The 25,602-nt window shown below is 71.7% G+C and carries 24 protein-coding genes; 9 read left to right on the top strand and 15 right to left on the bottom strand.

Annotated features, from left to right (window positions below):
* Positions 1 to 372: 372 nt before the first annotated feature.
* The 6 genes from BFF76_RS22040 to BFF76_RS34820 all read right to left on the bottom strand — a co-directional run bounded on the left by BFF76_RS22040 (position 373) and on the right by BFF76_RS34820 (position 7,566).
* Positions 373 to 1,164, bottom strand: a complete 792-nt coding sequence (locus BFF76_RS22040) for an ABC transporter permease (protein WP_065848897.1) — start codon at positions 1,162 to 1,164, stop codon at positions 373 to 375.
* Entirely contained in the window at positions 1,161 to 2,189 is a 1,029-nt protein-coding gene (locus tag BFF76_RS22035) for an ATP-binding cassette domain-containing protein (protein WP_107418470.1), read from the bottom strand. Before BFF76_RS22035 ends, BFF76_RS22040 begins: the two co-directional genes overlap by 4 nt.
* 65 nt (positions 2,190 to 2,254) lie before the next feature.
* Entirely contained in the window at positions 2,255 to 3,097 is an 843-nt protein-coding gene (locus BFF76_RS22030; RefSeq protein WP_065848896.1) for a DUF4097 family beta strand repeat-containing protein, read from the bottom strand.
* A gap of 82 nt (positions 3,098 to 3,179) precedes the next feature.
* Positions 3,180 to 3,698 (bottom strand): toxin-antitoxin system HicB family antitoxin, encoded by a 519-nt coding sequence (locus tag BFF76_RS22025; protein ID WP_065848895.1) that lies wholly within the window; start codon positions 3,696 to 3,698, stop codon positions 3,180 to 3,182.
* Positions 3,699 to 4,138: 440 nt separating this feature from the next.
* The gene (locus BFF76_RS34825; RefSeq protein ID WP_338058043.1) at positions 4,139 to 5,761 is read right to left on the bottom strand and encodes an ATP-binding protein; all 1,623 of its coding nucleotides are present in this window, start codon (positions 5,759 to 5,761) and stop codon (positions 4,139 to 4,141) included.
* Positions 5,713 to 7,566 carry an AfsR/SARP family transcriptional regulator gene (locus BFF76_RS34820; protein ID WP_338058042.1) on the bottom strand — a complete coding sequence of 618 codons (1,854 nt, stop codon included), beginning with the start codon at positions 7,564 to 7,566 and terminating at the stop codon, positions 5,713 to 5,715. Before BFF76_RS34820 ends, BFF76_RS34825 begins: the two co-directional genes overlap by 49 nt.
* Before the next feature lie 259 nt (positions 7,567 to 7,825).
* On the opposite strand from BFF76_RS34820, the gene BFF76_RS22015 reads away from it, so the two are divergent.
* Positions 7,826 to 8,770, top strand: coding sequence for an NAD(P)-dependent oxidoreductase (locus BFF76_RS22015; RefSeq protein WP_234316858.1), 945 nt, complete (start codon positions 7,826 to 7,828; stop codon positions 8,768 to 8,770).
* Positions 8,771 to 9,275: 505 nt separating this feature from the next.
* Entirely contained in the window at positions 9,276 to 9,416 is a 141-nt protein-coding gene (locus tag BFF76_RS32450; protein WP_107418469.1) for an SCO1431 family membrane protein, read from the top strand.
* Positions 9,417 to 9,506: 90 nt separating this feature from the next.
* Here BFF76_RS32450 and BFF76_RS22010 read toward each other — a convergent pair whose 3' ends face one another.
* Positions 9,507 to 10,772, bottom strand: a complete 1,266-nt coding sequence (locus tag BFF76_RS22010; protein ID WP_065848894.1) for a glycoside hydrolase family 18 protein — start codon at positions 10,770 to 10,772, stop codon at positions 9,507 to 9,509.
* Positions 10,773 to 11,119: 347 nt separating this feature from the next.
* Here BFF76_RS22010 and BFF76_RS22005 point away from each other — a divergent pair, with 347 nt between their 5' ends.
* Complete coding sequence (locus BFF76_RS22005; protein WP_031097873.1) at positions 11,120 to 12,292, top strand: acyl-CoA dehydrogenase family protein; 1,173 nt, start codon at positions 11,120 to 11,122, stop codon at positions 12,290 to 12,292.
* Here the strand turns inward: BFF76_RS22005 and BFF76_RS33960 are convergent.
* A complete protein-coding gene (locus tag BFF76_RS33960) occupies positions 12,255 to 12,551 on the bottom strand; it encodes a hypothetical protein (RefSeq protein ID WP_065848893.1) in 297 nt (98 codons plus the stop codon). The genes BFF76_RS22005 and BFF76_RS33960 overlap by 38 nt on opposite strands.
* A gap of 160 nt (positions 12,552 to 12,711) precedes the next feature.
* A complete protein-coding gene (locus tag BFF76_RS21995) occupies positions 12,712 to 13,134 on the bottom strand; it encodes a hypothetical protein (RefSeq protein WP_031097877.1) in 423 nt (140 codons plus the stop codon).
* A 202-nt stretch (positions 13,135 to 13,336) separates the two neighbouring features.
* Here BFF76_RS21995 and BFF76_RS21990 point away from each other — a divergent pair, with 202 nt between their 5' ends.
* The 4 genes from BFF76_RS21990 (at position 13,337) to fxsA (ending at position 17,460) form a co-directional block, all read left to right on the top strand.
* Complete coding sequence (locus BFF76_RS21990) at positions 13,337 to 13,777, top strand: Lrp/AsnC family transcriptional regulator (RefSeq protein ID WP_014157449.1); 441 nt, start codon at positions 13,337 to 13,339, stop codon at positions 13,775 to 13,777.
* Positions 13,778 to 13,845: 68 nt separating this feature from the next.
* The gene (locus tag BFF76_RS21985; protein ID WP_031097880.1) at positions 13,846 to 15,486 is read left to right on the top strand and encodes an amidohydrolase; all 1,641 of its coding nucleotides are present in this window, start codon (positions 13,846 to 13,848) and stop codon (positions 15,484 to 15,486) included.
* Positions 15,487 to 16,020: 534 nt separating this feature from the next.
* On the top strand, positions 16,021 to 16,788 hold the full coding sequence (locus BFF76_RS21980; RefSeq protein WP_031097882.1) for a polyprenol monophosphomannose synthase: 768 nt from the start codon (positions 16,021 to 16,023) through the stop codon (positions 16,786 to 16,788).
* Positions 16,789 to 16,857: 69 nt separating this feature from the next.
* Positions 16,858 to 17,460 carry an FxsA family membrane protein gene (gene fxsA, locus BFF76_RS21975; protein ID WP_065848892.1) on the top strand — a complete coding sequence of 201 codons (603 nt, stop codon included), beginning with the start codon at positions 16,858 to 16,860 and terminating at the stop codon, positions 17,458 to 17,460.
* An 89-nt stretch (positions 17,461 to 17,549) separates the two neighbouring features.
* Here fxsA and BFF76_RS21970 read toward each other — a convergent pair whose 3' ends face one another.
* The 4 genes from BFF76_RS21970 to yczE form a co-directional block, all read right to left on the bottom strand.
* On the bottom strand, positions 17,550 to 17,924 hold the full coding sequence (locus tag BFF76_RS21970; protein ID WP_014044757.1) for an RNA polymerase-binding protein RbpA: 375 nt from the start codon (positions 17,922 to 17,924) through the stop codon (positions 17,550 to 17,552).
* Positions 17,925 to 18,188: 264 nt separating this feature from the next.
* A complete protein-coding gene (locus tag BFF76_RS21965; protein ID WP_053929072.1) occupies positions 18,189 to 19,553 on the bottom strand; it encodes an MFS transporter in 1,365 nt (454 codons plus the stop codon).
* 46 nt (positions 19,554 to 19,599) lie between these two features.
* Complete coding sequence (locus BFF76_RS21960) at positions 19,600 to 20,373, bottom strand: glycerophosphodiester phosphodiesterase family protein (protein WP_031097888.1); 774 nt, start codon at positions 20,371 to 20,373, stop codon at positions 19,600 to 19,602.
* Positions 20,370 to 21,038, bottom strand: coding sequence for a membrane protein YczE (yczE, locus tag BFF76_RS21955; RefSeq protein WP_031097890.1), 669 nt, complete (start codon positions 21,036 to 21,038; stop codon positions 20,370 to 20,372). The genes BFF76_RS21960 and yczE overlap by 4 nt, the downstream gene beginning before the upstream one ends.
* 101 nt (positions 21,039 to 21,139) lie before the next feature.
* On the opposite strand from yczE, the gene BFF76_RS21950 reads away from it, so the two are divergent.
* On the top strand, positions 21,140 to 22,636 hold the full coding sequence (locus tag BFF76_RS21950) for an SCO1417 family PLP biosynthesis transcription factor (protein WP_053929070.1): 1,497 nt from the start codon (positions 21,140 to 21,142) through the stop codon (positions 22,634 to 22,636).
* 31 nt (positions 22,637 to 22,667) lie between these two features.
* Here the strand turns inward: BFF76_RS21950 and BFF76_RS21945 are convergent, their stop codons facing one another.
* Together BFF76_RS21945 and BFF76_RS21940 are read right to left on the bottom strand one after the other, a co-directional pair.
* Positions 22,668 to 24,284, bottom strand: coding sequence for a hypothetical protein (locus BFF76_RS21945; protein WP_065848891.1), 1,617 nt, complete (start codon positions 24,282 to 24,284; stop codon positions 22,668 to 22,670).
* A gap of 37 nt (positions 24,285 to 24,321) precedes the next feature.
* Positions 24,322 to 24,516, bottom strand: coding sequence for a hypothetical protein (locus BFF76_RS21940; RefSeq protein ID WP_014044751.1), 195 nt, complete (start codon positions 24,514 to 24,516; stop codon positions 24,322 to 24,324).
* Positions 24,517 to 24,842: 326 nt separating this feature from the next.
* Here BFF76_RS21940 and BFF76_RS21935 point away from each other — a divergent pair, with 326 nt between their 5' ends.
* Entirely contained in the window at positions 24,843 to 25,235 is a 393-nt protein-coding gene (locus BFF76_RS21935; RefSeq protein WP_031097895.1) for an ankyrin repeat domain-containing protein, read from the top strand.
* The last annotated feature ends 367 nt before the right edge of the window (positions 25,236 to 25,602 follow it).

Here is a 25,602-nt window from a genome sequence, read left to right as displayed (position 1 = left end):
CAGGGGTGCCGGAAGGGCAACCGCAGGGGCCGGTCGGCCCCACGGCACGGACGGAGAGCCTGGCGCGGCGGCAGATCCCTGGGTACGAAGGCGACGCGCCGTCCCTTCCGGGGCCTTGTCGTCGCCGGATCCGGCCTGGTCCGACCGCTGGGAGACAGAAACCTCCGGACAGCCGGTCGAGTGGCTTACCAGGAGATCGCGCCGAGAGTCCGGGAGAGCGCCGACACGCCACCCGCTGTCGAGGGCCCGGTGGCTGCCGGCGTCCGAGCCGCACCGACCGCGGGAGCCCCGAGCGCGACAGGGCGGCGTACGCCGACGTGGTGTCGGAGTACGCCGCCCTGGAGCGGGGCGGGATGCCGGCCGGTCCTCCCGCTACTTGGGGTCGCGGCCGAACAGCGAGCGGGACCAGAAGTAGCCGAGGGCGACGAGCCCCAGGCACCAGGCGACGGCCAGCCAGCCGTTGTGCCCGATCTCGCTGCCCAGCAGCAGCCCCCGCAGGGTCTCGATGGCCGGGGTGAACGGCTGGTACTCGGCGACCGGCTGGAACCATCCCGGCATCGCGTCGACCGGGACGAAGGCGCTGGAGATGAGCGGCAGGAAGATCAGCGGCGTCGCGTTGTTGCTGGCGGCCTCGGGGTTCGGGCTGGACAGCCCCATGCCGACCGCGATCCAGGTGAGTGCCAGGGAGAAGAGCACGAGCAGCCCGAACGCCGCCAGCCACTCCAGGGCCGTGGCGTCCGTGGAACGGAACCCGATGGCCACCCCGACGGCCCCGACGAGGAGCACGCTCGCCACGCACTGCATCACGCTGCCGACCACGTGCCCGACGAGGACCGAGCCGCGGCTGATGGCCATGGTGCGGAAGCGGGCCATGATGCCCTCGGTCATATCCATGGAGACGGACACCGCGGTGCCGATCGTGGTGCCGCCGATGGTCATCAGCAGGATCCCCGGGATGAGATACGCGATGTATTCGGACCGGTCCGCCCCGCCGCCCCCGATGCCCGCGCTCATCACATCGCCGAAGACGTAGACGAAGAGCAGGAGCAGCATGACGGGGGTGAGCAGCAGGTTCAGGGTCATGGACGGATAGCGCCGGGCGTGCAGGAGATTGCGGCGCAGCATGGTGGTCGAGTTGCGTACGGCGAGGGAGAGGGAGCTCATCGGACATCCTCCTGGGTCTGGCTGGTCCGGCTGGTGCGGCCGGTCTGGTGGGGGAGGCCGGTGTCGCCGGTCAGGGCGAAGAACACGTCGTCGAGGTCGGGTGTGTGCACGGTGAGTTCGTCGGCCTCGATGCCGGCCGAGTCCAGCCGTTCCAGGACGGAGCGCAGTTCGCGCTGGCTGCCCCCGCTGGCGATCTGGAGGGCGAGTGCCTCGTCGTCCCTGGTGACCTGTCGCAGCACGGTGGCGGCGGTCCGGTAGGCGGCCGGGTCGGTGAAGCGGAGGCGGACGTGGCCGCCGGGGACGAGCCGCTTCAGTTCGTCGGCGGTGCCGTGGGCGGCGATCCTGCCGTTGTTCAGGACTGCGATGCGGTCGGCGAGTTCGTCGGCTTCTTCCAGGTACTGCGTGGTGAGGAGGACGGTGACGCCGTCGGATACAAGTTCGCGGATGATCCCCCACATGGTGTGGCGGGAGCGGGGGTCGAGGCCGGTGGTCGGTTCGTCGAGGAAGATGATCCTCGGGCTTCCTACGAGCGTCATGGCGATGTCGAGGCGGCGTTTCATGCCGCCGGAGTAGCTCTGGGCGGGCTTCTTCGCGGCGTCCACCAGGTCGAAGCGCTCCAGGAGTTCGGCGGTGACCCGCCGCCCCTCGCTCCTGGACAGGTGGTGCAGGTCGGCCATGAGGAGCATGTTCTCCTCGCCGGTGATCAGGCCGTCGACGGCGGAGAACTGCCCGGTGACACCGATCGCGGCACGCACGGACTGCGGGGCGGTGGCGATGTCGTGGCCGCCGACCTGAGCCTGCCCGCCGTCGGAGGAGATGAGCGTGGACAGGATCTTCACGGCGGTGGTCTTGCCGGCGCCGTTCGGCCCGAGCAGCGCGAACACGGACCCGGCCGGGATGTGCAGATCGATGCCGTCGAGGACGGTCTTGTCGCCGTACGACTTGCGCAGGCCGACGGCGGAGACGGCGGCGGGCGGCTGCGGAACGCCACCCCGACTGGATGTGGACATGACAGAAGAAGGCATGTGGCCCTCCCATAGAAGGCTTGAGTGGATTGACGAGCGCTGGAGTCGAGGCAGGGTCTGCCGGGTCAGCTCTTGGCGCGCCGGATGTCGATGTTGCCGTGCCGGGTGCGGGCGCGGATCTTGACGGTGTCCTCGGACCGCTCCGGGGCTTCGGATGCGGTGAGTGAGTTACGCACCTGCCCGGAGCCCGCGTGGACGTCGAGCCAGGCGGCCGTGCCCTCACGGACGCTGACGTCGATGGCGCCGTAGGCGGTCTCCAACTGCACCGTGCCGCGTGCTACTTCGTCCACGCGCAGGGTGCCGTGGGCGGTGGTGGCGGTGACCGGGCCCTCGGCGCGCCGGATCTCGATGTCGCCGTTGGCGCCACTCACCCTCAGCTCGCCGGTCGCCGCGCCGACGGTCGTGGTGCCGTGCGAGTTCTTCAGGACGGCGGGGCCGTCGACGAGCCCGACGCGCAGGCTGCCGGAGCTGGTGGTGATCTCGGCCATGCCCTCGACCCGGTCCACGGTGATCGATCCGTGGGAGGCCTTCAGGTGCAGCGGACCGGTGGTGTCGAAGCGGACGTCACCGGACGAGACCTTCACCCGGACCTCGCCGAGCCGGCCCTCGCCGAGCACCTGGGCCCAGGCGCCGGTCATGTCGATGCGTGAACCCGCGGGCAGTTCGACCGTCACGTCGACGGTGCCGGTGCGCCCGAACAGACCGGACTTGGGTGTCCTGACGTTCAGCACGCCACTTGCGTACGTGACCTCGGTCTGGTCGGCGGTCCGCACGTCCAGGTCCTTCTTAGGGTCGCGGGGGCGCACCCCGACCACCGTGTCGAGGCGGTCACCCGCGGTGAACTGGATGGAACCGGCCTCCACATGCACTGTGGCCGAGATCGTTTCGGGAGTGTCGAAAGAAGGCATGGCTGTCCCGTCCTCTTGGGTCTTCAGGGCGTCCCTGCTGGTGGGACGTGGTGTGGGTGAAGTGGAGCGGGCGGAGGTGCGGCTAGCGCACCCAGCCCGTGAAGCTCTGTCCGACGGTCTGGGCCCTCTCCGCCGCACGCGGTCGCGTCCCGCCGTCGACCGCTGCCGACACGGCCCGCACCAGCCATGCGTTGACCGACAGGCCCTCGCGGGTGGCGGCCTCCTCGGCGCGGGCCTTGAGGTGGGCGGGCAGACGCAGGTTGACGCGTGCGGTGCCGCCCTCGTCACCTTCGGCCGGGGCCGGGCTCGCCGGCGGGTCGAGTGGTGCGGCCGGCTCCGAGGGTGCGCCCGTGTCGGTGGGCGGCAGTGTCACCACGAAGTCGGGGTCGAGCCCGCGCAGCCGTACGTCGACCGAGCCGGGGGCGAGTTCGCGGGTGATCTCGTCCGTCGCGGCGGAGAGCACGTTGAGCATGGTCAGCCGGGTCGCCGACTCCAGGGGAGCGGTGAGCCTCTCTGCCAGCGCGCGGGCTTCTTCGCCGCCGGCTTCGGCGGCCACCGCGAGTTCGCGGCGGAGGGTGTCGACATACGGCGTGAGGTCCATGACGCCATCATGGCACCATCGTGGCGCCATATGCAAGCGGTGATGTGGCAGTCGTGCGGCATTCCGGGCCCGACTCGCTGGTCCTGCCGCTTTGACCTGCATAAACATGATGGCGCATGTCTGGATGGAGGTGGTGCCATGTGTTCTCTGGTGCCCGCCGGAGAATGGAAGGTGGTGCCGGATGGTGCCAGGATGGCGCCACAGTGAGTGCCATGCCGTGCGACGGAAACGCCTGCCACCTCACCCGCACCCCTCCGGCCTTCATCAGCTCCCCGCGGGAGCGCGGCAGCTCCTTCCGCGGACGGGCGGTCACCTGCCGCGCAGGCCCCACATCCGGCTCCGGAAGACCGTCGCCCCGGTCGGCAGGAGGCGGGCAGGGACGAAGCGCGCGGGACGCAAGGCCCGGCCCCGGAACACGGCGCTCCCGTTCACCGGCCTTCTCAGCAGGCCGGGGGAGCTGTCATGGCACGGTCCGGCCGCCGTGCAGGGGAGGGGGCGCCCGTGAGGAGGTACGCCTCCTCGGGGCCCAGCACCGCCCCCTCCTCGTACGCGGCGCGGAACGCCTCCGGTCCCAGCGCCGCCCGGGCCGCCGCCGTGATCCGGTCCACGTCACCGCGCTCGGCGGGCGGGAGCGGCGCCGCCACCCGCTGCCGGGCGGCAGCCGCCGCACTCAGCAGCAGCGCGGCGTCCCGTGGCCGTCCCTCCAGCGCGTGCGCGCCCGCGAGCCCTTCCAGAGCCAGCGCCATCGCCCGGGGATCGCCCAGCTTCGCGGCGGCTTCGAGACCCTCGCGGTGGCGGGCCACGGACGTCCGCGCATCACCCCGGAGCTCCGCGACGAAACCCAACTCGGCCAGCGCCAGCGTGATTCCGGGCCCGTAGTCCACCGATCGGTACCAGGCGAGCAGGCGGCCCATCAGCCCCTCGGCCGTGCCGAGGTCGCCCTCCCGGCGGGCGCCGAGCGCCAGGCCGATCCGGGCGCTCATCCGGCCAGGTTCGTAACTCTGTTCCGAGGCCAGGTCGTGGGCGCGCCGGTGGTAGGCGCGGGCATCGGGAAACGCACCGGTGAGGAGGGCGATCCGCCCCAGTCCTGTCAGCCGTTTGACGGCCTCGGTCCACAGGCCGAGTTCCTCGGCCAGCTCCAGCCCTTGCTGGTGCAGCCGGGCAGCCGCCGCGTAGTCACCGGTGATCTCGGCCAGTGAGGCCAGTGGGAAGACCGCCTGCAGCCGCCCCCAGCCGTCCCCGAGCCCGGCGAACAGCTCGGCGCTGAGCTCGCCGTCGCTCCGCAGCGCCGGCAGGTCGCCGCGCGCCAGCGCGTGCCGGGCCCGCAGGCTCAGTGCGGCGGCGCTGCCCCAGGAGTCGCCCAGGGCACGGAACCGCGACAGCGCCTCGTCCGCCAGGTCCTCGCCGGAGGTCACGTCCCCGACGCCGAGCTGGGCCCAGCCGAGGAACCAGAGCGCCATGGCGTGGCCCTCCGGGTCGTCGACGGACGCGTACGCCGTGAGAGCGGCGGCAATCCGCGCCGGGCCGTCGGCTGTGTCGCCCTGCAGCAGCGCGACACCCGTCCGCCAGGCGAGGGCGCGAGCCGTGAGCCGTGCGCGTGACGCGGCCGCCCGTCCTGCCGACGGATCCGCCGGGCCGGCGCCGTCCACCGCGGCCGCTGCTTCCGCCACCTCCAGGACCGCCGTCAGCGAGCGCTGTGCCTCGGCGAAGCGGCAGCGCAGCACCCAGTACCAGGCCAGCGCGTCAGCCATACGCAGGGCCCGGTCGGCGAGGCCCTCGCGTACCGCGTGGTCCAGCGAGCGGCGTAGATCGGCGCTGTCGGCGTCGAGTCGCTCCAGCCAACGGCGCTGCTCCGGGCCGCGCAGCAGCCGCGCCGCGTGCTCCGCCGACGCGAGGTAGTGATCGCTGTGCCGCCGGAGCACGGCGTCCAGCTCCCCGGCCGCGCGCAGCCGGTCCGAGCTGTACTCCCGCACCGATTCGAGAAGCCGGTAGCGGGGTCCGTCGGAGAGGTCGGTCAGTACCACCAGGGACCGGTCCACCAGCCGGCCCAGCAGATCCAGCACCTCCGCGGGAGGTATGCCGTCACCGCCTCGGCGGCCTCCAGCGTGCAGCCCTCGGCGTGCACCGAGAGTCTGCGCAGGACCACTTGTTCGGCCGGAGCCAGCAGTTCCCAGCTCCAGTCGATCATCGCCCGCAGCGTCCGCTGCCGCGCGGGTGCGCCCCGGTACCCGCCGGCCAGCAAGCCGAACCGGTCGTCCAGCCGGGCCACCAGGCCGTGCACCCCCAGCGTGCGGACCTTGGCGGCCGCCAGCTCCAGCGCCAGTGGAATGCCGTCCAGGCGGCGGCACAACGTGGCCACGGCCGCCGCGTTCTCCCCGGTCAGCGCGAACCCTGGAGCGCTGGAGGCACGCTCCAGGAACAGCCGTACCGCACTGGACGCGAGCAGAGCCCCGGGATCCGTCTCCGAGGGCGACGGCAGCTCCAACGGGGGTACGGACCACATCACTTCGCCGGACAGCCCGATCGGCTCCCGGCCGGTGGCCAGCACCCGCATCTGCGGGGCCGCGCGCAGCAGCGGTTCCACCCAGGCGGCGACGGCCTCCACCAGGTGCTCGCAGTTGTCCAGGACCAGCAGCATCCGTCTGTCCCGCAATGCGGCGGCGAGCCGGTCGGCCAGGGACGCCGGGGCGGGGCCGCCCGCCGTGTCCTCGCGGAGGTCCAGGCCCAGGGCTTTGAGCAACGTCTCGGCCAGGGTGCACACATCGTCGGAGACCTCCGTGCGCTCCAGCCCGGCCAGCTCGACCAGTCGTACGCCGTCGGGGAAGGCGGCCAGGACCTGGCCGGCGACCTCCACCGCCAGCCGGGTCTTGCCCACCCCGCCGGGGCCGGTGAGCGTCACCAGCCGGCCCCGTTCCAGCAGCTCGCGGACCCGGCCGACGGCGTCGGACCGGCCGATGAGTCCGCCCACGGGGGCGGGGAGATTCGTACGGGGCCGGGGGGAACCACCACCGGGCGGCGGCACGGGGCCGGCCGCGGTGCTGACGGAGCGCGGAGGGGCGAGCGCCGGGGGAAGGGCGCGTACTGGAGCCGGAGACGGATCCGGGCCGGCGTCCAGGGAGCGATCCTGCCGCAGGATCGCCCTGTGCAGCTCGGTGAGTCCACGGCTGGGGTCCAGCCCCAGCTCCGCGGCCAGCCGTTCGCGGAGGTCCCGGTAGCTGTCCAGTGCGGCGCTCTGCCCACCGGACCGGTAGAGCGCCAGCAGTTGGGCCGCGCGGAGCCGTTCACGCAGCGGGTGGCCGGCCACGAGGTCGCCGAGTTCACCGGTCAGAGACCGGTGTTCCCCCAGTGCGAGCCGTACCTCCGCGTGCTCCTCCAGTGCCACCAGCCGGTCCTCCTCCAGCCGGACGGCGGCGGCCCGGGCGAACGGCTCGTCGGCGTGGCCCGCGAACGCCGGTCCCCGCCACAGCCCGAGCGCCGCCCTCAGCGCGCCTTCCCGGTCGCGGAGTTCCTCGGTGGTCCTGGCAGCGGACACCGACGATGCGAATACGGTGGCATCCACCTCCGTCTTCCCGTCGTCCGTCCTCAGCAGGTACCCACGGGAATGCGAGACCACCAGCTCCCGGCCGCCCTGCTCCGCTGCTCCCAGCACCCGGCGCAGCTGGGACACCTTGCCCTGGAGCGCGTTGACCGGATGGGCGGGCAGTTCCTCGCCCGACCACAGATCGTCCACCAGCCGGCCGGCGGAGACCGGGTGCCCGGGGTGGACCAGGAGGTGTGCGAGGAGCGCGCGGACCTTCGCCTCGGGGATGTGGACCCGTTCGCCGTCCGCGGTCCACACCGCGAGGGGGCCCAGCACTCCGAAGCGCATGGCGTTCACCCTACGGCCTCTCGTTCGGATCATGCAGGGCTCGCGTGCCCTCGGATCATGCAGGGCTCGCGTGCCTGACACCGCACCCCGCCGCGTGGTCTGGCGCGCCCGGGGCAGCCTCGTCCGGCAGGCGGCCCCACCCGGCCCCGCACCGCACCGGCAGTGAACCGGCAGTGGACCGGAAGCGATGTCCCCAAGAGTGGGGGCTGTAAGGGAGAACCGGCGTGAACAGCCGGGACCACCGCACCGGGAGGACACCGTGAACACACCCCACGACGCAGCCGTGACCGCTGACATGAGCACCGGACCGACGCCTGCGGCGGCAACCACCAAGGTTTCCGTGACCGTCATCGGCCTGGGCAACCTCGGCCGTGCACTGGCACGGACCTTCCTCGACAACGGCCACCCCACCACCGTGTGGAACCGCTCGGCGGCCAAGGCCGACCCACTGGTGGCCGACGGGGCCCGCAGGGCGGCCACGGTCACCGAGGCCGTCGCCGCAGGTGAGCTGGTGATCGTCTGCGTACTGGACTACGACGCCGTGCGACAGCTGCTGGACCCGGCGGCGGAGGCCTTGCGCGGCCGGGTCCTGGTCAACCTCACCAGCGGCACCCCCGGCCCGGCCCGCGAACTGGCCGCCCGTGTCGCAGGGCTGGGCGCCGCCTACCTCGACGGAGCGGTCTACGCGGTGCCGCAGACCATCGGCACCCGTGAGGCGTTCGTCCTCTACAGCGGCGCGGCGGACGCCTTCGAAGCGCACCGGCAGGAGCTAGGCATCCTCGGTGACGCGGTGTTCGTCGGCACGGATGCCGGCTCGACCTCGCTCCACGACGTGGCGCTGCTGAGCGGGATGTACGGGATGTTCGCGGGCTTCTTCCAGGCGCTGGCCATCGGCGACTCGGCGGGGATCAGACCTACCGAGCTCACCACGCTGTTGGTGCGCTGGCTGCACGAGGCCGCTGCGGCGCTGCCCGGCTTCGCCCAGGAGATCGAGACCGGCGACTACACCACCGAGACGTCCAATCTCGAGATCAACGCGGTGGGCCTGGCCAACATCCTGATCGCCACCCGGGCGCAGGGGGTCCCCGTCGATCTGCTGACGCCGCTCCAGGAGCTCTTCGCGGAGCAGATCGCCCAGGGACACGGCAGGGCCGGCATGTCCCGCACGATCGAGTCGCTACGCCACCGCCGCACGGACGGCTGAGCCCGGGTCGGTGACGTGCCGCCTCCGGGCGGTGCGCGGATTGCAGAAGTTGCCTGGTCCCGGCCGGTACGCACGGCGTACCCGCCGTTGCGCGGCGGCTGAGCCCGGGGCCGCGTGGTCCGGGCCGCAGAGCGAGCCGTCGCCTCGGCCCGCTGTGCCGCACCGGCTGCCGGTGCCCGGGCCGACGGGCGCCGCATGGCCCATCGCCCGTCGGATACGTCTCGGCCGGTCCGCTGCCGTACACCTGCGCCGTCGACCGGACCCGCGTCCCCCGGGGCCACCCGTCCCTGCCGTCGCGCAGCGGTGTGGCGTCCCACACAGCCGGCGTCGCCCGCCGCGAGGCCGCGCCTTGGTGGCGCCCGTGTGGCAGAGGGGAGAAGCGGGGCGCCCGGGTGCCGGGCAGCCGGGCCGCTGTGACCCGGATCTCTACCGTGCCGCCCGCATCCTCCGGCACTGCGGTCGGGTCACGGGGGACGACCACTGCCGAACGACCGAGCGAGATGCCATGACCGCCACCGCAGCCGCGAACCGCACTCACGCCCGCACCGGCGGCCCGAAGGACGGGCCGAAGATCCTGGAGCACGTTCTGGGCTGGACGCTCGTCGTCGTCCTCGCCATGTTCGTCACCCAGGCGGGACTCATGTGACCTGCCGTCATCCCCGCGAGGCGGTGGGGTGGGGCGCCCGCCCGGCACCCCACCCCTGACCCGCCCTGCGGTGCGTGTACCCCGCCGGAACTAGTTGATGGCCCTGATGAGCTCACCGTCCGTCGTGTCGCCGCTGAGCTCCCAGAAGAAGGTGCCGCCCAGGCCCTGCTCGTTCTTGTAGTCCATCTTCGTGGCGATGGTGGCCGGAGTGTCGTAGCTCCACCAGTCGGTGCCGCAGTGGGCGTACGCCGTGCCGGCGACCGTGCCCGTGGCCGGGCAGCTGCTCTTCAGGACCTTGTAGTCCTCGATGCCCGCCTCGTACTTCCCGGCGGCCGCCCCCGTCGCCGTTCCGCCCGGTTCGGCCTGGGTGACGCCGGTCCAGCCGCGGCCGTAGAAGCCGATGCCCAGCAGTAGCTTCTCCGCCGGGATGCCCATCCCCTTGAGCTTGGAGATCGCCGCGTCGCTGTTGAAGCCCTCCGTCGGGATGCCCGGGTAGGAGGTCAGAGGTGAGTGCGGAGCCGTCGGCCCCTGTGCCGCGAAAGCGCCGAAGAAGTCGTACGTCATCGGGTTGTACCAGTCCAGGTACTGCGCCGCGCCCGCGTAGTCGACCGCGTCGATCTTGCCGCCCTCGGAGCCGTCCGCCGTGATCGCCGAGGTGATCAGAGCATCCGTGCCGAACTTCGACCGCAGCGCCGACAGGAGACCGCCGTACGCATCGCGGCCGCTGGTGTCGCAGGTCAGGCCGCAGGCGTTCGGGTACTCCCAGTCGATGTCGATGCCGTCGAAGACATCGGCCCAGCGCGGGTCCTCGACCAGGCTGTGGCAGGACTCGGCGAAGGCGGCGGGGTTCTGCGCCGCCTCGGCGAAGCCGCCGGACCAGCTCCAGCCGCCGAAGGACCAGAGGACCTTCAGATCGGGGTGCAGCTTCTTCAGTTTGCGCAACTGGTTGAAGTTGCCGCGCAGTTCCTGGTCCCAGGTGTCCGCGACACCGTCCACGGACTGGTCGGCCGTGTAGGCCTTCTCGTAGTCGGCGTAGCTGTCCCCGATGGTGCACTTGCCGCCCTGGACGTTGCCGAAGGCGTAGTTGATGTGCGTCAGCTTGTCGGCCGAGCCCGACGTCTCGATGTTCTTGACATGGTAATCGCGGTCGTAGACACCCCAGTTGGTGAAGTATCCGACCACCTTGTCACCGGCTGCGGTGGGGGCGGCAGGTGCGGCCGCGGTGGTGGCGGCGGCGGGGGTCGCGTCCGCCGAGGACGTGCCCGCGACGCCGAGCAGAGCGGCTCCGAGCGCGGCGGTGCAGACGGTGGCGGCGAGCGCCCGGAGGCGGGCGCGAGGACGGTGAAGTCCGGTCATTGTGGCTCCTCGTGGGGGAGGGCTTGGGCGTGGGGGTGCGTGCCCTGCGACCGGCCGGAATTGGCATGGACGCGATGAGCATTGGGGGAGACCGTAGAAGGACTAGACCAGTTGGGTCAATGGTTCGGACCAATTTCCCCGATCAAGGCCCCGGCCGCCCGGTGACGCATGGGCTCCGATCGGGCATACTCAACGCGCCACAGCCGCTGGCCAGCGCCTCCCGTGATCCGGGAAGGCAGGATCGGCTGGGGAGCCGTAGATCTCCGGGCACAGCCCGGGACCACCCGGCGGTGCCGCACACCCCGCGCGCGACCGTCGTCACGCCCGACAGGGAGGAGAGCGCCGTCATGTCCGACCGTGCACCGCAGCCGGTGGAACGCCGTCTGCCCACCGAGGAGTCCCGGCAGCTCGTCGAGCTCGTACGCGACATCGTGTCGAAGGAAATCGCCCCCCGGGCCGCAGAGGAGGAGGAAGCGGGCCTCTTCCCGCGCCCGGTCTTCACCCTCCTCTCCGAAGCCGGGCTGCTGGGACTGCCGTACGACTCCGCGCAAGGCGGCGGCGACCAGCCGTACGAGGTCTATCTCCAGGTCCTCGAAGAGCTCGCGGCCGCACGGCTCACCGTCGGCCTCGGCGTCAGCGTCCACTCGCTGGCCTGCCACGCGCTCGCCGGATACGGCACCGAGGAGCAACGGGCCGCCCATCTCCCCGCGATGCTCTCGGGCGGCCTGCTCGGCGCCTACTGCCTCTCCGAGCCCTCCTCCGGCTCCGACGCCGCCTCGCTCCGCACGAAGGCCGTCAGGGACGGTGAGGACTGGGTCCTCACCGGGACCAAGGCGTGGATCACGCACGGCGGGATCGCCGACTTCTACACGGTGCTGGCCCGCAGCGGGGAGGACGGCCCCCGGGGGATCACCGCCTTCCTCGTCCCCGGCGACGCCGAGGGCCTCCACGCGGCCCTGCCCGAGAAGAAGATGGGCATGAAGGGCTCGCCCACCGCGCAGCTGCACTTCGACGGCGTACGGATCTCCGGCGACCGCCGCATCGGGGACGAGGGGCAGGGCTTCGCCATCGCCCTGTCCGCCCTCGACTCGGGCCGGCTGGGCATCGCCGCCTGCGCCGTCGGCGTCGCACAGGCGGCCCTGGACGAGGCCGTCCGGTACGCCACCGACCGGCGTCAGTTCGGCCGGCCGGTCGCGGACTTCCAGGGCCTGCGCTTCATGCTCGCCGACATGGCGACCCAGATCGAGGCCGGCCGGGCGCTCTATCTGGATGCGGCCCGGCTCCGCGACGCGGGTCTGCCCTTCTCGCGGCAGGCGGCAATGGCGAAGCTCTTCTGCACCGACGCGGCCATGCGGGTGACCACCGACGCGGTCCAGGTGCTCGGGGGCTACGGCTACACCCTCGACTTCCCCGTCGAGCGGCTGATGCGCGAGGCCAAGGTGCTCCAGATCGTCGAGGGCACCAATCAGATCCAGCGCATGGTCATCGCCCGTCACCTCGCGGGTCCCGAGACGCGCTGACCCGGACGGGCCGGTCCGACCAGACCGGTGTCGTCATGATCCGGTTCCACTCCTGGTCGTGACGGCCCGGCAGGGTCCGGCCCGCGCTCTCCCAGTGACGCAGCTTGGTGCGGTAGATGGGCGGGTCGGTGGTGTGCGGCACGGACTGCCGCGCGGACTCCCGGGGCGACGGTCCGGACGGCTGGGAAACCGATTCTCCGGGCGTCGGTGCGGCGAGACGGCGGCGGGCGGGGCCGGCCGTGGAATGCAGCGTGGTCATACAGGACCAACGCCGCTACGGGGTCCGTGGTCACTGTCCGGCCGATTCGCGCGCCCGTTCCTCGGGCGCCGCGGCCACCGGCCGTCCGGTGAACTGTCCGCACCACGCCGGCCCGGCCGTCGTGGTGCGCGCAGGGACACGCCCTGGGGGCGCGGGAACGTCAGGCGGCGGTACGCCGCGTCTGCGAGGCGTACCGCAAGGGGCGTGAACCCGGACCGCCCGCGTGCGAGAAGGGCTGCATCCGCCAGTCGAGCCCCTGAGGGAGCGTCAGCAGCAGCGCCGTCTCCTGCTCCTGGGCCTCCAGCGACTCGTCGGCGGGGCGGGCCCGTGATGCGTCGCGATTCGTACCGGGGCAGACGGTGAGCACGAACGGATTCCACGGCGAGGGGCACAGCGCGTGCTCGGGAAGCACGTCCTCGTCCGCGAGCAGGGCGATCGGCTGTGCGCAGTCCGGGCAGATCACCCGGTACATCTCGAACGTGTCGTACGCGTCCAGGACGGTGTCGTCGTCCGGAGCGGCGTACGCGGTGTCCGCGTCGGGTTCCGGTTCGGTACGTCCAGTGAGCTTCAGGCTGCTCTGCATGGGTCTTTCCCCCCTCGGGTGGGCCGGCATGGCGCCACGGCCTCGGCCACAGCAAGCACTTCCCGTCGGAAGTCGGCCGTAACCGCGAGGTCGTCGGCTACCCACCCGTAAACCTGTGGCATTCGTCACATGCCCCTCGAACGTGCCCTTCCGGGGCTCCCACGGCTGTGCCTGGAGGGACCCGGGGCATAGGTTGATCCGCATGGAGGAGCTGGACCGTCAGATTGTGGAGTTGCTCGTCAAGGACGGGCGTATGAGCTACACCGACCTGGGCAAGGCCACCGGCCTGTCCACCTCGGCCGTTCATCAGCGTGTCCGCCGGCTGGAGCAGCGCGGGGTGATCCGGGGCTACGCCGCCGTGGTCGACCCCGAGGCCGTCGGCCTGCCCCTCACCGCGTTCATCTCGGTGAAACCCTTCGACCCGAGCGCACCCGACGACATCGCCGAACGGCTCGCCGGCGTCCCGGAACTGGAGGCGTGCCACAGCGTCGCGGGCGACGAGAACTACATCCTCAAGGTGCGGGTCTCCAGCCCGCTCGAGCTCGAGCACCTGCTCACCCGGATCCGCACACTGGCCGGCGTGTCCACCCGGACGACCGTCGTACTCTCCACGCCCTACGAGGCACGGCCACCGCGCGTCTGAGGCCCTCCCCGCGTCCTTGCGGTGGGGCCGGGGGAGGGGCCGGTCCCGGCAGGCGCGAGACTGGTCCCATGACCGAGAGCACCGCCCCCCAGAGCGAACACCGCACCGTGCTGCTGCGCGGTGGAGACGTCCACAGCCCCGCCGATCCGTTCGCCACCGCGATGGTCGTCGAACGCGGCCATGTCGCCTGGGTGGGATCCGAGGGGGCGGCCGACGCCTTCGCGAGCGGCGTCGACGAGGTGATCGACCTGGAAGGGGCCCTGGTCACCCCCGCGTTCACCGACTCCCACGTCCACACCACATCGACCGGACTCGCCCTCACGGGGCTGGACCTCTCCGGTGCGCGCACGCTCGCCGAAGCCCTCGGGCTCGTCCGTGCGTCCGCGAACGGTCAGGCCGAGGGCGGGGTGATCCTCGGTCACGGATGGGACGCGGCCCGATGGCCCGAGCAGCGGCCTCCGTCGCGCCGGGAGCTCGACGAGGCGGCCGGCGGCAGGGCCGTCTACCTGCCCCGTGTGGACGTCCACTCCGCTGTCGTGACCACCGCGCTGCTCGACCTCGTCCCGGGCGTCACCGCGCTGCCCGGCTACCTCGGCGACGCACCTCTGACCGGCGACGCCCACCACGCGGTGCGTGCGGCGGCCCACGGAGCCGTGACGCCCCGGCAGCGGGCCGCCGCCCAGCGCGCCGCCCTGGCACACGCCGCCTCGCTCGGGATCGGGACCGTGCACGAGTGCGCAGGCCCCGAGATCTCGGACGAGGAGGACTTCACGGGGCTTCTGGAGCTCGCCTCCGAGCAGCCGGGCCCCCGGGTCTTCGGCTACTGGGCCGAGCCCGTCGAGGACGCGAAGGGGGCCCGCCGGATCCGTGAGCTCGGCGCCCTGGGCGCGGCCGGTGACCTCTTCGTCGACGGGTCCCTGGGTTCGCACACCGCCCTCCTGCACGAGCCGTACGCCGACGCCCCGCACACCGGAAGCGGCCGGTTCGACGCGGCGCGGATCGCCGCACACGTGACGGCGTGCACCGAGGCAGGACTCCAGGCCGGTTTCCACGCCATCGGCGACGCGGCGGTGTCCGCCGTGGTGGCGGGCGTCCGGGCCGCCTCCGAGACTCTCGGGCTGGCCCGGATCCGGGCCGCCAGGCACCGGGTGGAACACGCAGAGATGCTCACCCCGGAGACCGTCGCCGCCTTCGCCGAACTCGGCCTCACCGCCTCCGTCCAGCCCGCCTTCGACGCGGCCTGGGGCGGGCCCGACGGCATGTACGCCAGGCGTCTGGGCGCGGAGCGCGCCGCGACCCTCAACCCGTACGCCGCCCTGCTGCGCGCAGGTGTGCCCCTCGCCTTCGGCTCGGACAGTCCGGTCACCCCGCTGGACCCCTGGGGGACGGTGCGGGCCGCGGCCCATCACCGCACGCCTGAGCACCGGGTCTCCGTGCGCGCCGGGTTCACCGCGCACACGCGTGGCGGCTGGCGGGCCGTGGGCCGGGACGACGGGGGCGTACTCGTACCGGGAGCGCCGGCCGACTACGCAGTCTGGCGTACCGGCGAACTGCTGGTCCAGACACCCGACGACAGGGTGGCGAGATGGTCGACAGACCCCCGATCCGGCACGCCTGGCCTGCCCGATCTCTCGCCGGGTGCGGAGCTTCCGGTCTGTCTGCGCACGGTGGTCTTCGGACAAACCGTCTACGTGCGACCGAACGAGTGACGTCGGCACATTTCGTACCGCCGATCGAAGGCGCGAGTGCTCTGCCACGACCTGCGAGTCCTCGGTACTGACCAGGTGTTTTCGGGAAAAACAGCAGGTAGGACGGCTATTGACAGAAAGCGCCTGCGGGCCGGTAGGTTCTGCCGGGTCCACCACTGGACGTCCGACCGGTCAAACTTCCACGCAGTCGTCGAACGCCGCTGGGTCATGGGGTGGTGTGCCGCACCGGCGCACCGTCACTGACAGCCAGGTTCAGCGCCGGCGCCTCGGTGACGGGGGAAGGTTTCGTCCGGACGGCAGGTGTGACCCGGGTGGGGCCCGGAGGTTCAGTAGACAACGGCTCTCGGTCGACCCGCAGCCAGCGGATCCCAGGTCGGCCCGAAGGACGCCGGGCCCCCATCCCGCAGTGCTGCCCATCTGTCCGCAGTTCCACGCTTCTGTCCGCGCGGCACACGCCACCCGTGACCGCGTAGGAGTCCGGGTACGGCCCGCTGGATATGGTGTGCACCTGCGTACGGACTTTAAGGGGCAGTAGTGAACGACGGCGGTCAGAGGCAGTTCGGCCCGCTCGGCAGAGTCTTGGTGATCATTCCGACCTACAACGAGGCCGAGAACGTCACGCTGATCGTCGCCCGGGTGCGCGCCGCCGTTCCGGAAGCGGACATCCTCGTCGCCGACGACAACAGCCCCGACGGCACCGGCAAGGTCGCCGACGAGCTCTCGGCCGGTGACAGCCAGGTGCACGTCCTGCACCGCAAGGGCAAGGAAGGGCTCGGCGCCGCCTATCTGGCCGGTTTCCGCTGGGGCTCCGAACACGGCTACGGCGTCCTGGTCGAGATGGACGCGGACGGCTCGCACCAGCCCGAGGAGCTGCCCCGCCTCCTCACCGCCCTGAAGGGCGCCGACCTGGTCCTGGGCTCGCGCTGGGTCCCCGGCGGCCGGGTGGTCAACTGGCCCAGGCACCGCGAGATGATCTCGCGCGGCGGCAGCCTCTACTCCCGGATGCTGCTGGGCCTCTCGGTGCGTGACGTCACCGGCGGTTACCGGGCCTTCCGTACCGGGACGCTGGACGGTCTCGGTCTCGACGGGGTCGCTTCGCAGGGGTACTGCTTCCAGGTCGACCTCGCCCGGCGGGCCGTAGAGGCGGGCTATCACGTGGTCGAGGTGCCGATCACCTTCATGGAGCGGGAGATCGGCGACTCCAAGATGAGCCGTGACATCCTCGTCGAGGCGCTGTGGCGCGTCACCGGCTGGGGCATCACCGGCCGGGCCAACAAGGTGCTGGGACGCAAGGACCACTGACCGCCCCGTCCGCGGCCTCATGATCACCCCCTTACGCCGCCTGCACGCCGGTACAGGCACACTGGGGGCATGACGACCGGCACACCGCCTCCGACCCGTCCACGGCGCTCACGCGCCCGTACCCTCCTGCCGCTGGGCATCGCCGCCTGGCTGGTGCTGGAGATCTGGCTGCTGACCGTGGTGGCCGGTGCGGCGAACGGCTTCACCGTGCTGCTGATCCTGGTCGCCGGCGCCGTGCTCGGCGCCGCGGTGATCAAGCGAGCGGGCCGGCGGGCCTTCCGCAACCTCACCGAGACCCTCCAGCGGATGCCGGGACAGCCCGGAGCTCCGACCCACCCGGCAGAGACCCCGGCAGCGGGCAAGGGCAACGGCCTCCTGATGCTGGGCGGGCTGCTGCTGATGATCCCCGGCCTGATCTCCGACGCGGCGGGGCTCCTGCTCCTGCTGCCCCCGGTCCGCTCCGTGCTCGGACGCTACGCGGAACGCTCCCTTGACCGCCGGATGAGGGCGGCGGCGCCGGGAGGCATCTCGGACGCCTTCCAGCAGGCCCGAATCCACCGGCCGGACGGCAAGGTGGTCCAGGGCGAGGTGATCCGCGAGGACGGCGGCGCGCCCGCACGCCCCCGCCCCGACGACGGTCCGGGCGCGGACCGTCCGCCGCTGATCCCCTGATTCCTCTTCCCGGACGCACGCACGAAGAGCCGCGGGCCGCGACACATGTGTCGCGGCCCGCGGCTCTTGTTCGATGCGGTGATCTGCGGTCAGGCAGACTTCCTGCTGTCACGCGGGTGCACGGCGATGTTCATGGCGCCGGAGCGCAGGACCGCCAGTCTCTCGGCCAGCACTTCCTCCAGCTCCTCGCGGGTGCGCCGCTCCATGAGCATGTCCCAGTGCGTACGCGCAGGCTTGCCCTTCTTCTCTTCGGGGCCATCCCCGTCCACCAGGAGTGCCGTGGCGCCGCACGCCTTGCACTCCCACTCCGGCGGAATCTCCGCCTCTACCGAGAACGGCATCTCAAATCGATGTCCGTTCGGGCATGCGTACTCCACCGCCTGGCGCGGGGCCAGATCGATGCCGCGGTCCGTCTCGTAGCTGGTAACCACGAGTCGCGTGCCGCGGAGAGCTCGCTCACTCATGAATCGTGCCTCCCGGGCTTGTCGCCCACAGGACAGGTGTCGCTGTCGTCGTCATCCGGTCAACGTCCGGTCGGCGGCAAAGATTCCCGTTGCCGGTCATGCGTCGCCCGTCGTGTCGCTGCTTGGTCTGGGTTGATTACCCACCGGTGCCCGGTTTGTCACCTCTGGTCGAAGTTGTCACCCGAGGGTTTGACTTCTTCCACTCGCAGTAACGCTCCTCCGGGCAGGCCAAAGACGTATACTACCGGCCTTTGAGTTCAACGTCTAAATCCGCTCCGGAACGGGATTGCCCGCGGCGGCAACGGCGGCCCGTACGGGCACCCTCGCGAGCAGCAGCGCACCGAGCGCGAAGAAGAGCACCAGGGACAGGATCGCATCCCGGTAACTGCCGGTCAGTTGGTAGCCGATACCGAAGACCAGGGGCCCCAGCCAGCTGAGTCCCCGGTCGCTCATCTCGTAGGCGGAGAAGTACTCCGCCTCCTTCCCGCGCGGTACGAGGTGCGAGAACAGCGACCGTGAAAGGGCCTGGCTGCCGCCCATCACAAGGCCGATCGCCGCCGCCAGGGTGTAGAAGAACACCGGCGCGCCGGCGGGCAGCACGTACGCCGAGGCGAGGATCAGCGTCCAGACCGCGAGCGAGGCGAGAATCGTGCGCTTCGCGCCGTACAGCCGGGCGAGTCGCGCCATCCCCAGTGCTCCCGCGACCGCGAGCACCTGCACGAGCAGTACGGCGGTGATGAGGGTCGTCTGGTCGAGGCCGAGCTCCTCGGAGCCGTACAGCGACGCCTGTGAGATCACCGTCTGGACGCCGTCGTTGTAGACCAGATAGGCGAGCAGGAAGGACAGGGTGAGCGGGTGGCGGCGCATGTCGCGCAGCGTCGCCCTCAGTTGCCGCCAGCCCGAGCCGACCGCTCCGTCGCCGCCGGGCGCGACCCGGCGGTCGCGCAGCCGCCGCAGCGGCACGAGGGCGAAGGCCCCCCACCACACGCCGGCGGAGGCGATGCAGATCCGGACCGCGTCGGACTCGGACAGCCCGAAGGAGTCGTGCCCCGTGTAGAGGACCAGGTTCAGGACGAGGACGAGTGCGCCCGAGGTGTACCCGAAGGCCCAGCCCCGCGAAGAGACCGCGTCACGCTCCTCGGGGGTCGCGATCTGGGGCAGGTACGCGTTGTACAGGGCCATCGACACGGAGATCGAAGCGTTCGCCACGATCAGCAGGAAGGCGCCCAGCAGATAGCGGTGGCCCTCCAGGAAGAACATGCAGGCCGTCGCCGTCGCGCCGGTGTACGCGGCCGCCGCCAGCAGGGGCTTCTTGCGCCCCGTGCGGTCCGCCGCCGCACCTACGACCGGCATCACGAGTACGGCCACGACGATGGACACCGACACGGTGTACGCGAAGAGTGAACCGGCCCGCACGGGTATGCCCAGCGGGTGCACGTACCCGTCGGCGTCGGCAGCGGCCTTGGCTATCGATGTCAGATAGGGGCCGAGGAAAACCGTCACGACGCTGGTGGAGTACACGGAGCAGGCGAAGTCGTAGAAGTACCAGCCGTGTTGCTCTCGCCTGCGTTCGGCGGCCTCGGCCGGCTGTCCGGACGGATCCGTCGTTCCTGCGGTACCGGTGCTCACGCCGCGCCCCCTCGTTCGTCCCGTGCGGACGCGGCGGGCCCCGGCGTCAGGCCCAGGCTCCCCGCTCGCTCAGCACCGTGCGCAGCGTCTCGATGTGATCGGTCATGATGCCATCCACCCCGAGGTCGAGGAGCGCCGCCATCCGTTCCGGTTCGTTGACCGTCCACACATGGACCTGCAGTCCGTGCGCGTGCGCCGTACGGACGAAGCGCCGGTCGACGACGCGGACGCCGTTCTGGCTCTCCGGGACCTGCGCGCAGACCGCTCCCGCCCTGAGCGCCGCCGGTATGCCGTACGAGCGCAACCGCAGGCCGAGCACGCCGCGCACCCCGTACGAGGTGGCCAGGCGGGGGCCCGCCAGGCGGTGCGCCCTGGCCACGCGCGCCTCGGAGAACGACCCCACGCAGACCCGGTCCCAGGCGTCGGTCCTGCGGATCAGGTCGACGAGCGGGGCGAGAGCGGGCTCCGCCTTGAGGTCCACGTTCCAGCGTGCGTCCGGGAACTCCTCCAGCAGCTCCTCGAAGAGCGGCAGCGGCTCACTGCCCGCAACCCTCGCCCGCCGCACCTCGCTCCAGGGCAGCCCGGCTATCCGCCCGCGGGAGTCCGTCACCCGGTCCAGGGTCGCGTCGTGGAAGGCGACCAGACGGCCGTCCGCCGTGGCGTGCACATCGGTCTCGAAGTAGCGGTAGCCGGCGCCGGCCGCGCGCCGGAAGGCGGCCGCGGTGTTCTCCACGCCGTCCGCCGCCCCGCCGCGGTGGGCGAAGGGAATCGTCGAAGGATGGTCCAGGTAGGGGTGGCACCCCGAAGTCGCTGCGGTCACCGCGGAAGTATCGCCTCTCCCGGTGTCCGTCCCGCAACGGCCGCGGTGCGTGCGTCCGGCGCCGGGAGGTCGAACAGGCGCAGGAAGAGCTGGGCGAGCGGGCCGATGGCCAGGGCGTACAGCACCGTGCCCGCGCCGAGCGACCCGCCGAGCAGGAACCCGGTCACGACCACGGCCACCTCGATAGCCGTGCGCACCAGCCTGATCGACCGGCCCGTGAGCCGGTGCAGCCCCGTCATCAGACCGTCGCGCGGCCCCGGGCCGAAGCGCGCGGAGATGTACAGGCCGGTGGCGACGCCGTTGAGTACGATGCCCGCGGCCATCACCGGGATCTGCGCTTCGAGACCGTGCACGTCCGGCACCAGGGCGAGCGTGCCGTCCATGGCGATCCCGACGGCGAAGACGTTGGAGACGGTCCCGAGCCCGGGGCGCTGTCTGATCGGGATCCACAGGAGGAGGACGACCGCTCCGACGATGATCGAGACGACCCCGATCGAGATGCCGGTCCGTTCGGCGAGCCCCTGGTGAAGCACCCCCCACGGTTCGAGTCCGAGTCCGGCGCGGACCAGGAGTGCCGAACTCGCCCCGTACAGCGCCAGGCCCACGTACAGATGGGACAGCCGCCGGATGAGCCGGATGTCGTTCCGGGCGGTGGAATCAGACAAGTGGTGCCCCCTGTGTGGTGATGGTGGACTGCTGCATGTCACTCTGTGGCAGGGGATTGGCCGCCAACTATGGCCAATCCGAGGAAGGTGGACTGATTCCCATGGCGCAGTGGACTTCGACCGTCGGTGCGGCACAGCTCGCCCGCCAGCTCCAGGGCCAGCAGGCTCGTCCCCTGGCGCCCGGTGCCCGCAAGCCGCCCGCCTACCGCGCCCTCGCCGACGGCGTGCGTCTGCTCGTCCTGGAGGGCCGGGTCCCGGTCGCCGCGCGGCTCCCCGCCGAGCGGGAACTCGCGCTGGCCCTGTCCCTCAGCAGGACCACCGTCGCGGCCGCCTACGAGGCGCTGCGGGCGGAGGGCTTCCTGGAGTCGCGCCGTGGAGCGGGCAGCTGGACCGCCGTACCGGCCGGCAACCCGCTGCCGGCCCGGGGCCTCGAACCGCTGCCCCCGGAATCGCTCGGCTCGATGATCGACCTGGGATGCGCCTCGCTGCCCGCCCCGGAGCCGTGGCTGACGCGGGCCGTCCAGGGCGCCTTGGAGGAACTGCCGCCCTACGCACACACGCACGGCGACTACCCGGCCGGCCTTCCCGCACTGCGGCAGATGATCGCGGACCGCTACACCGGATGCGGCATCCCCACGATGCCCGAACAGATCATGGTCACCACAGGGGCGATGGGTGCCATCGACGCCATCTGCCATCTCTTCGCGGGACGCGGCGAGCGGATCGCCGTGGAGTCCCCGAGCTACGCGAACATCCTTCAGCTGATGCGGGAGGCGGGCGCCAGGCTGGTGCCCGTGGCGATGGAGGAGGGGCTCGGCGGCTGGGACATGAACCGCTGGCGTCAGGTCCTGAGGGATGCCGCACCGAGGCTGGCCTACGTCGTCGCCGACTTCCACAACCCCACCGGAGCCCTGGCCGACGAGCAGCAGCGCCGCGCCCTGGTCGAGGCCGCCCGTTCGGCGGGCACGGTCCTGGTGGTCGACGAGACCATGCACGAGCTGCGCCTGGACGCGGACGTCGAGATGCCGCGCAGGGTCTGCGCGTTCGACCCCGCGGGCAGCACGGTCCTGACCGTCGGCTCCGCCAGCAAGGCATTCTGGGCCGGTATGCGGATCGGCTGGGTACGGGCGGCCCCGGACGTCATCCGCAGCCTGGTCGCGGCGCGCGCCTACGCGGACATGGGCACGCCGGTGCTGGAACAGCTCGCCATCAACTGGCTGCTGCGGACGGGCGGCTGGGAGCAGGCCGTGGCCGTCCGGCGTGAACAGGCGCGGGAGAACAGGGACGACCTGGTGCGGGCGCTGCGCCGGGAGCTCCCGGAGTGGGAGTTCGAGGTGCCGGCCGGCGGGCTCACCCTGTGGGTGCGCACCGGCGGGCTCTCCGGCTCCAGGCTGGCCGTGGCGGGTGAGCGGGTCGGCGTCCGCGTCCCGTCGGGGCCCAGATTCGGGGTCGACGGGGCCTTCGAAGGCTATGTGCGGCTGCCGTTCACCGTGGGTGGCCCACTGGCCGACGAGGCGGCTCTCCGGCTCGCCGCGGCCGCCGGACTGGTCGGATCCGGTGCGGGCGCGGGAGAGGCGCCCCGGACCTTCGTGGCCTGAGGCGCCCTGGGTGGCCCAAGCGCCTCAGGCATCACCCCTCCGCGACGGCCGGCGCCCCGATCAGCTGATCCGTGTGTACGGAGACGGGCGCGGCGGCCGCCTCCGGAGTGGCCGCCTCCGGAGCGGCCTGCTCCACCACCGGCGCTCCGCCGGGCAGCAGGCCGAGCACCGCCAGCCGGTGCGCCTCGGTCGTGGCTTCGTCGTACGGGTCCGGGGTGGCCGGTACCTGGAGACGCATGACCGGCCCGGTGCCCAGCCTGGCGTAGCCGCGGCCCGGTGGGACGTCCGGGGTGGGCGTGGTGTGCGGCTGGGTGCCCAGGACCGCCTCGACCTGTTCGCGGTCCGCCGGGCCGAGGACGGCGCGAGCCCTGGTGTGGGTCCATACGGTCTCGGTGAGCGAGTCCAGGCTGTCGAACTGGTCCGCGACGACCACCGCCACCCCTGCGGCACGGCCGTGCCGCAGGGGAATCCGCAGGAGCTCCTGCGGATCCTGCCTCCCGTCGGCGGCCGCCAGGTGCCCCAGCGTGCTCGGACGGTCCAGCAGGATCCAGAGGGGGCGCTTGATGTCCTCGGGCTCGGGGTGTCCGGCCTGGCGGGCCCGGTTGGCGGCGATGAGCCGCCGCTCGGTCTCGTGCGCCGCCCACTCGAGTGTCGCGAGGGCGCCTGCCAGGCCGCACTCCACCGCCAGTACGCCGTCCCGGCCGGTCAGGAAGCCGTACTCGCCGGTGCCGCCGCCCTCGACGACGAGGACGTCGCCGTACTGGAGGGCCTGCAGGGCGAGAGAACGCATCAGGGTCGTGCAGCCGCTGCCGGGGTGCCCGGCGATCAGCAGGTGGGGTTCCGTCGAGCGGGCGCCGGTCCGCCAGATCACCGGAGAGGCGTCCCGCATCCCGTCGCCGTCCTCGACCGGGATGGTGCGCGGGACCGCGTCGGTGTCGGTGAAGCCCAGAACGGTCTCACCGGGGGCGGTGACGAACCGCTGGGCGGCGATCGTGGTGGGGAGTGCGGCGAGCACTGTCATGAGGAGGTGGTTGTTCTCCTCGTCCCAGGTGAAGTGGTATTCGCGGCCCCGGCCCGACTTGGCGTGGAGCACCTGTTCGACCCGTGCGCGGGACGCGGGGTCGCCGTCGGTGAAGTACGCCGGGTACTGCACCTGGAGCCGGGTGAGCCGACCGTTGCCGTCGAACGCGTACGACGTGCCGAAGGCCTTCTCCCAGTCGCCGCCGTGGGAGAACAGCGGACCGGGGTCGTCGGCCGCGGAGAAGTGCGGCACCAGCGCCTCGTAGAGCGCCTGGAGCCGTGCGGTTCCGTCCTCGTCGGGACCGGTCTTCGCGGGGGTGCGGTCGCGCCCCCGCCATGCGGCAGCGCCCATCACCGAGATGAGGCCCAGCAGGGGCCCGTAGGGGATGAGCGCCACCACCAGCACGCAGGCCGCGACGAGGAACAGCACGTGTCCGCGCCGGTCCTTGGGCGTCGCGGCCCACTTCTGCCGCCCCGCTCCCGCCAGCAGCCGAAGCCCACGGGTGACCGTGATCAGCGGATGGAGGACATCGGTGGCGCCGTCGGCGGCCGTGCGCGCGATCTCGCGGCTGCGTGTGATCGAAGCGCTGCCGCGCTCAAGGATGCGGGGGAGTGGTCGCCTGGCCACGTCGGCCTCCTGAAGAGGTGGGAGCGGTTTCGGGGCGTCAGAACTTGATCCCGCCCAGCATGCTGGCGAGGCTCGCCCCGCCGGCGGTGATGCTCGGGGCGATGGCCGTGCCGGCCAGGTAGAAGCCGAACAGGGCGCAGATGAGGGCGTGGGACGCCTTGAGCCCGTCCTTCTTGAAGAACAGGAAGACGATGATGCCGAGCAGTACCACGCCCGAGATGGAGAGGATCATGAGCGGTTCTCCTGGTTGAGGGGACAGTCACCATGAGTACTTCCAGGATCACAAGATGTTTCTATACGATAAAAGGCGCAAATGAGTGAATATCGACTGATTTCACTCGACTGGTGGCTGAAAAGTGGTTGCCCGGGCGCTCCGCGGGCGCCGCACGAGTCGGACCTCCGCCGGAATATGAGGCCGGCACCGTGATCTTCTGCCGCTCCGGGGGCAGGCTGCCGAATGTCCGGGAGCAGTACCCTGTCGGTTTATTCGTACGGTCCCCGCCGTACTCCCCACCAGGTCGGCAACGGCGACAGAGGCAATGAAAGGCGGTCCGTCCGATGAGCGAAACCCCTGATCCTGAGGTGATCGAGCTGGCGACCAAGGTCTTCGACCTGGCCCGCCGGGGCGAGAGCGACGCGCTCGCCGCCTACGTCGACGCGGGCGTCCCCGCGAACCTCACCAACGACCGGGGCGACTCCCTGCTCATGCTTGCCGCCTACCACGGGCACGCCCCCGCCGTCGTCGCCCTCGCGGGCCGTGGCGCCGACCCGGACCGGGCCAACGACCGGGGCCAGACACCCTTGGCGGGTGCCGTCTTCAAGGGCGAGCGCGAAGTGATCGACGCCCTGCTCGCCGCAGGGGCCGATCCGGCCGCCGGAACACCCTCCGCCGTGGACACGGCACGCATGTTCGGCAAGGACGACCTGCTGGAACTCTTCGGTGCGCGCTGAGGCACCGTCCTGGCCACCGGCCGGCCGGTGCGCCGTAAATGTGGTCGCGTCGGCGATATGGGTGGGCCATCATGACGGCGCGGGTCCGTTTCGGGCCACCGACGAGAGGCAGAGGAAGATGAGCACCAGGCACAAGACGGCGGTCGGCCGATCATGTTGCTGCGCGGCCTAGGGGATGTCCGCGAAGTCCCGCCTGGCCCTCGACGTCTGGCACGCACACTCGCTGCGTTGTCGCATCAGCCGAGTACGTCCAGTACGAGGCCGGTACTCCGCCTTGCGATTGCACGCACCAGACGCCGCGGGCCACGCCTTCCGGGCGTACGCCGGCACTTCGAGGACATCCCCCAGGGGATGTCACCCCGGCACA

It is taken from the genome of Streptomyces mutomycini, from assembly GCF_001700505.1.
Lineage (GTDB): Bacteria > Actinomycetota > Actinomycetes > Streptomycetales > Streptomycetaceae > Streptomyces > Streptomyces mutomycini.
The sequence above is the reverse complement of the archived record's forward strand: the minus strand, read 5'-3'. Positions and strand labels throughout refer to the sequence as shown.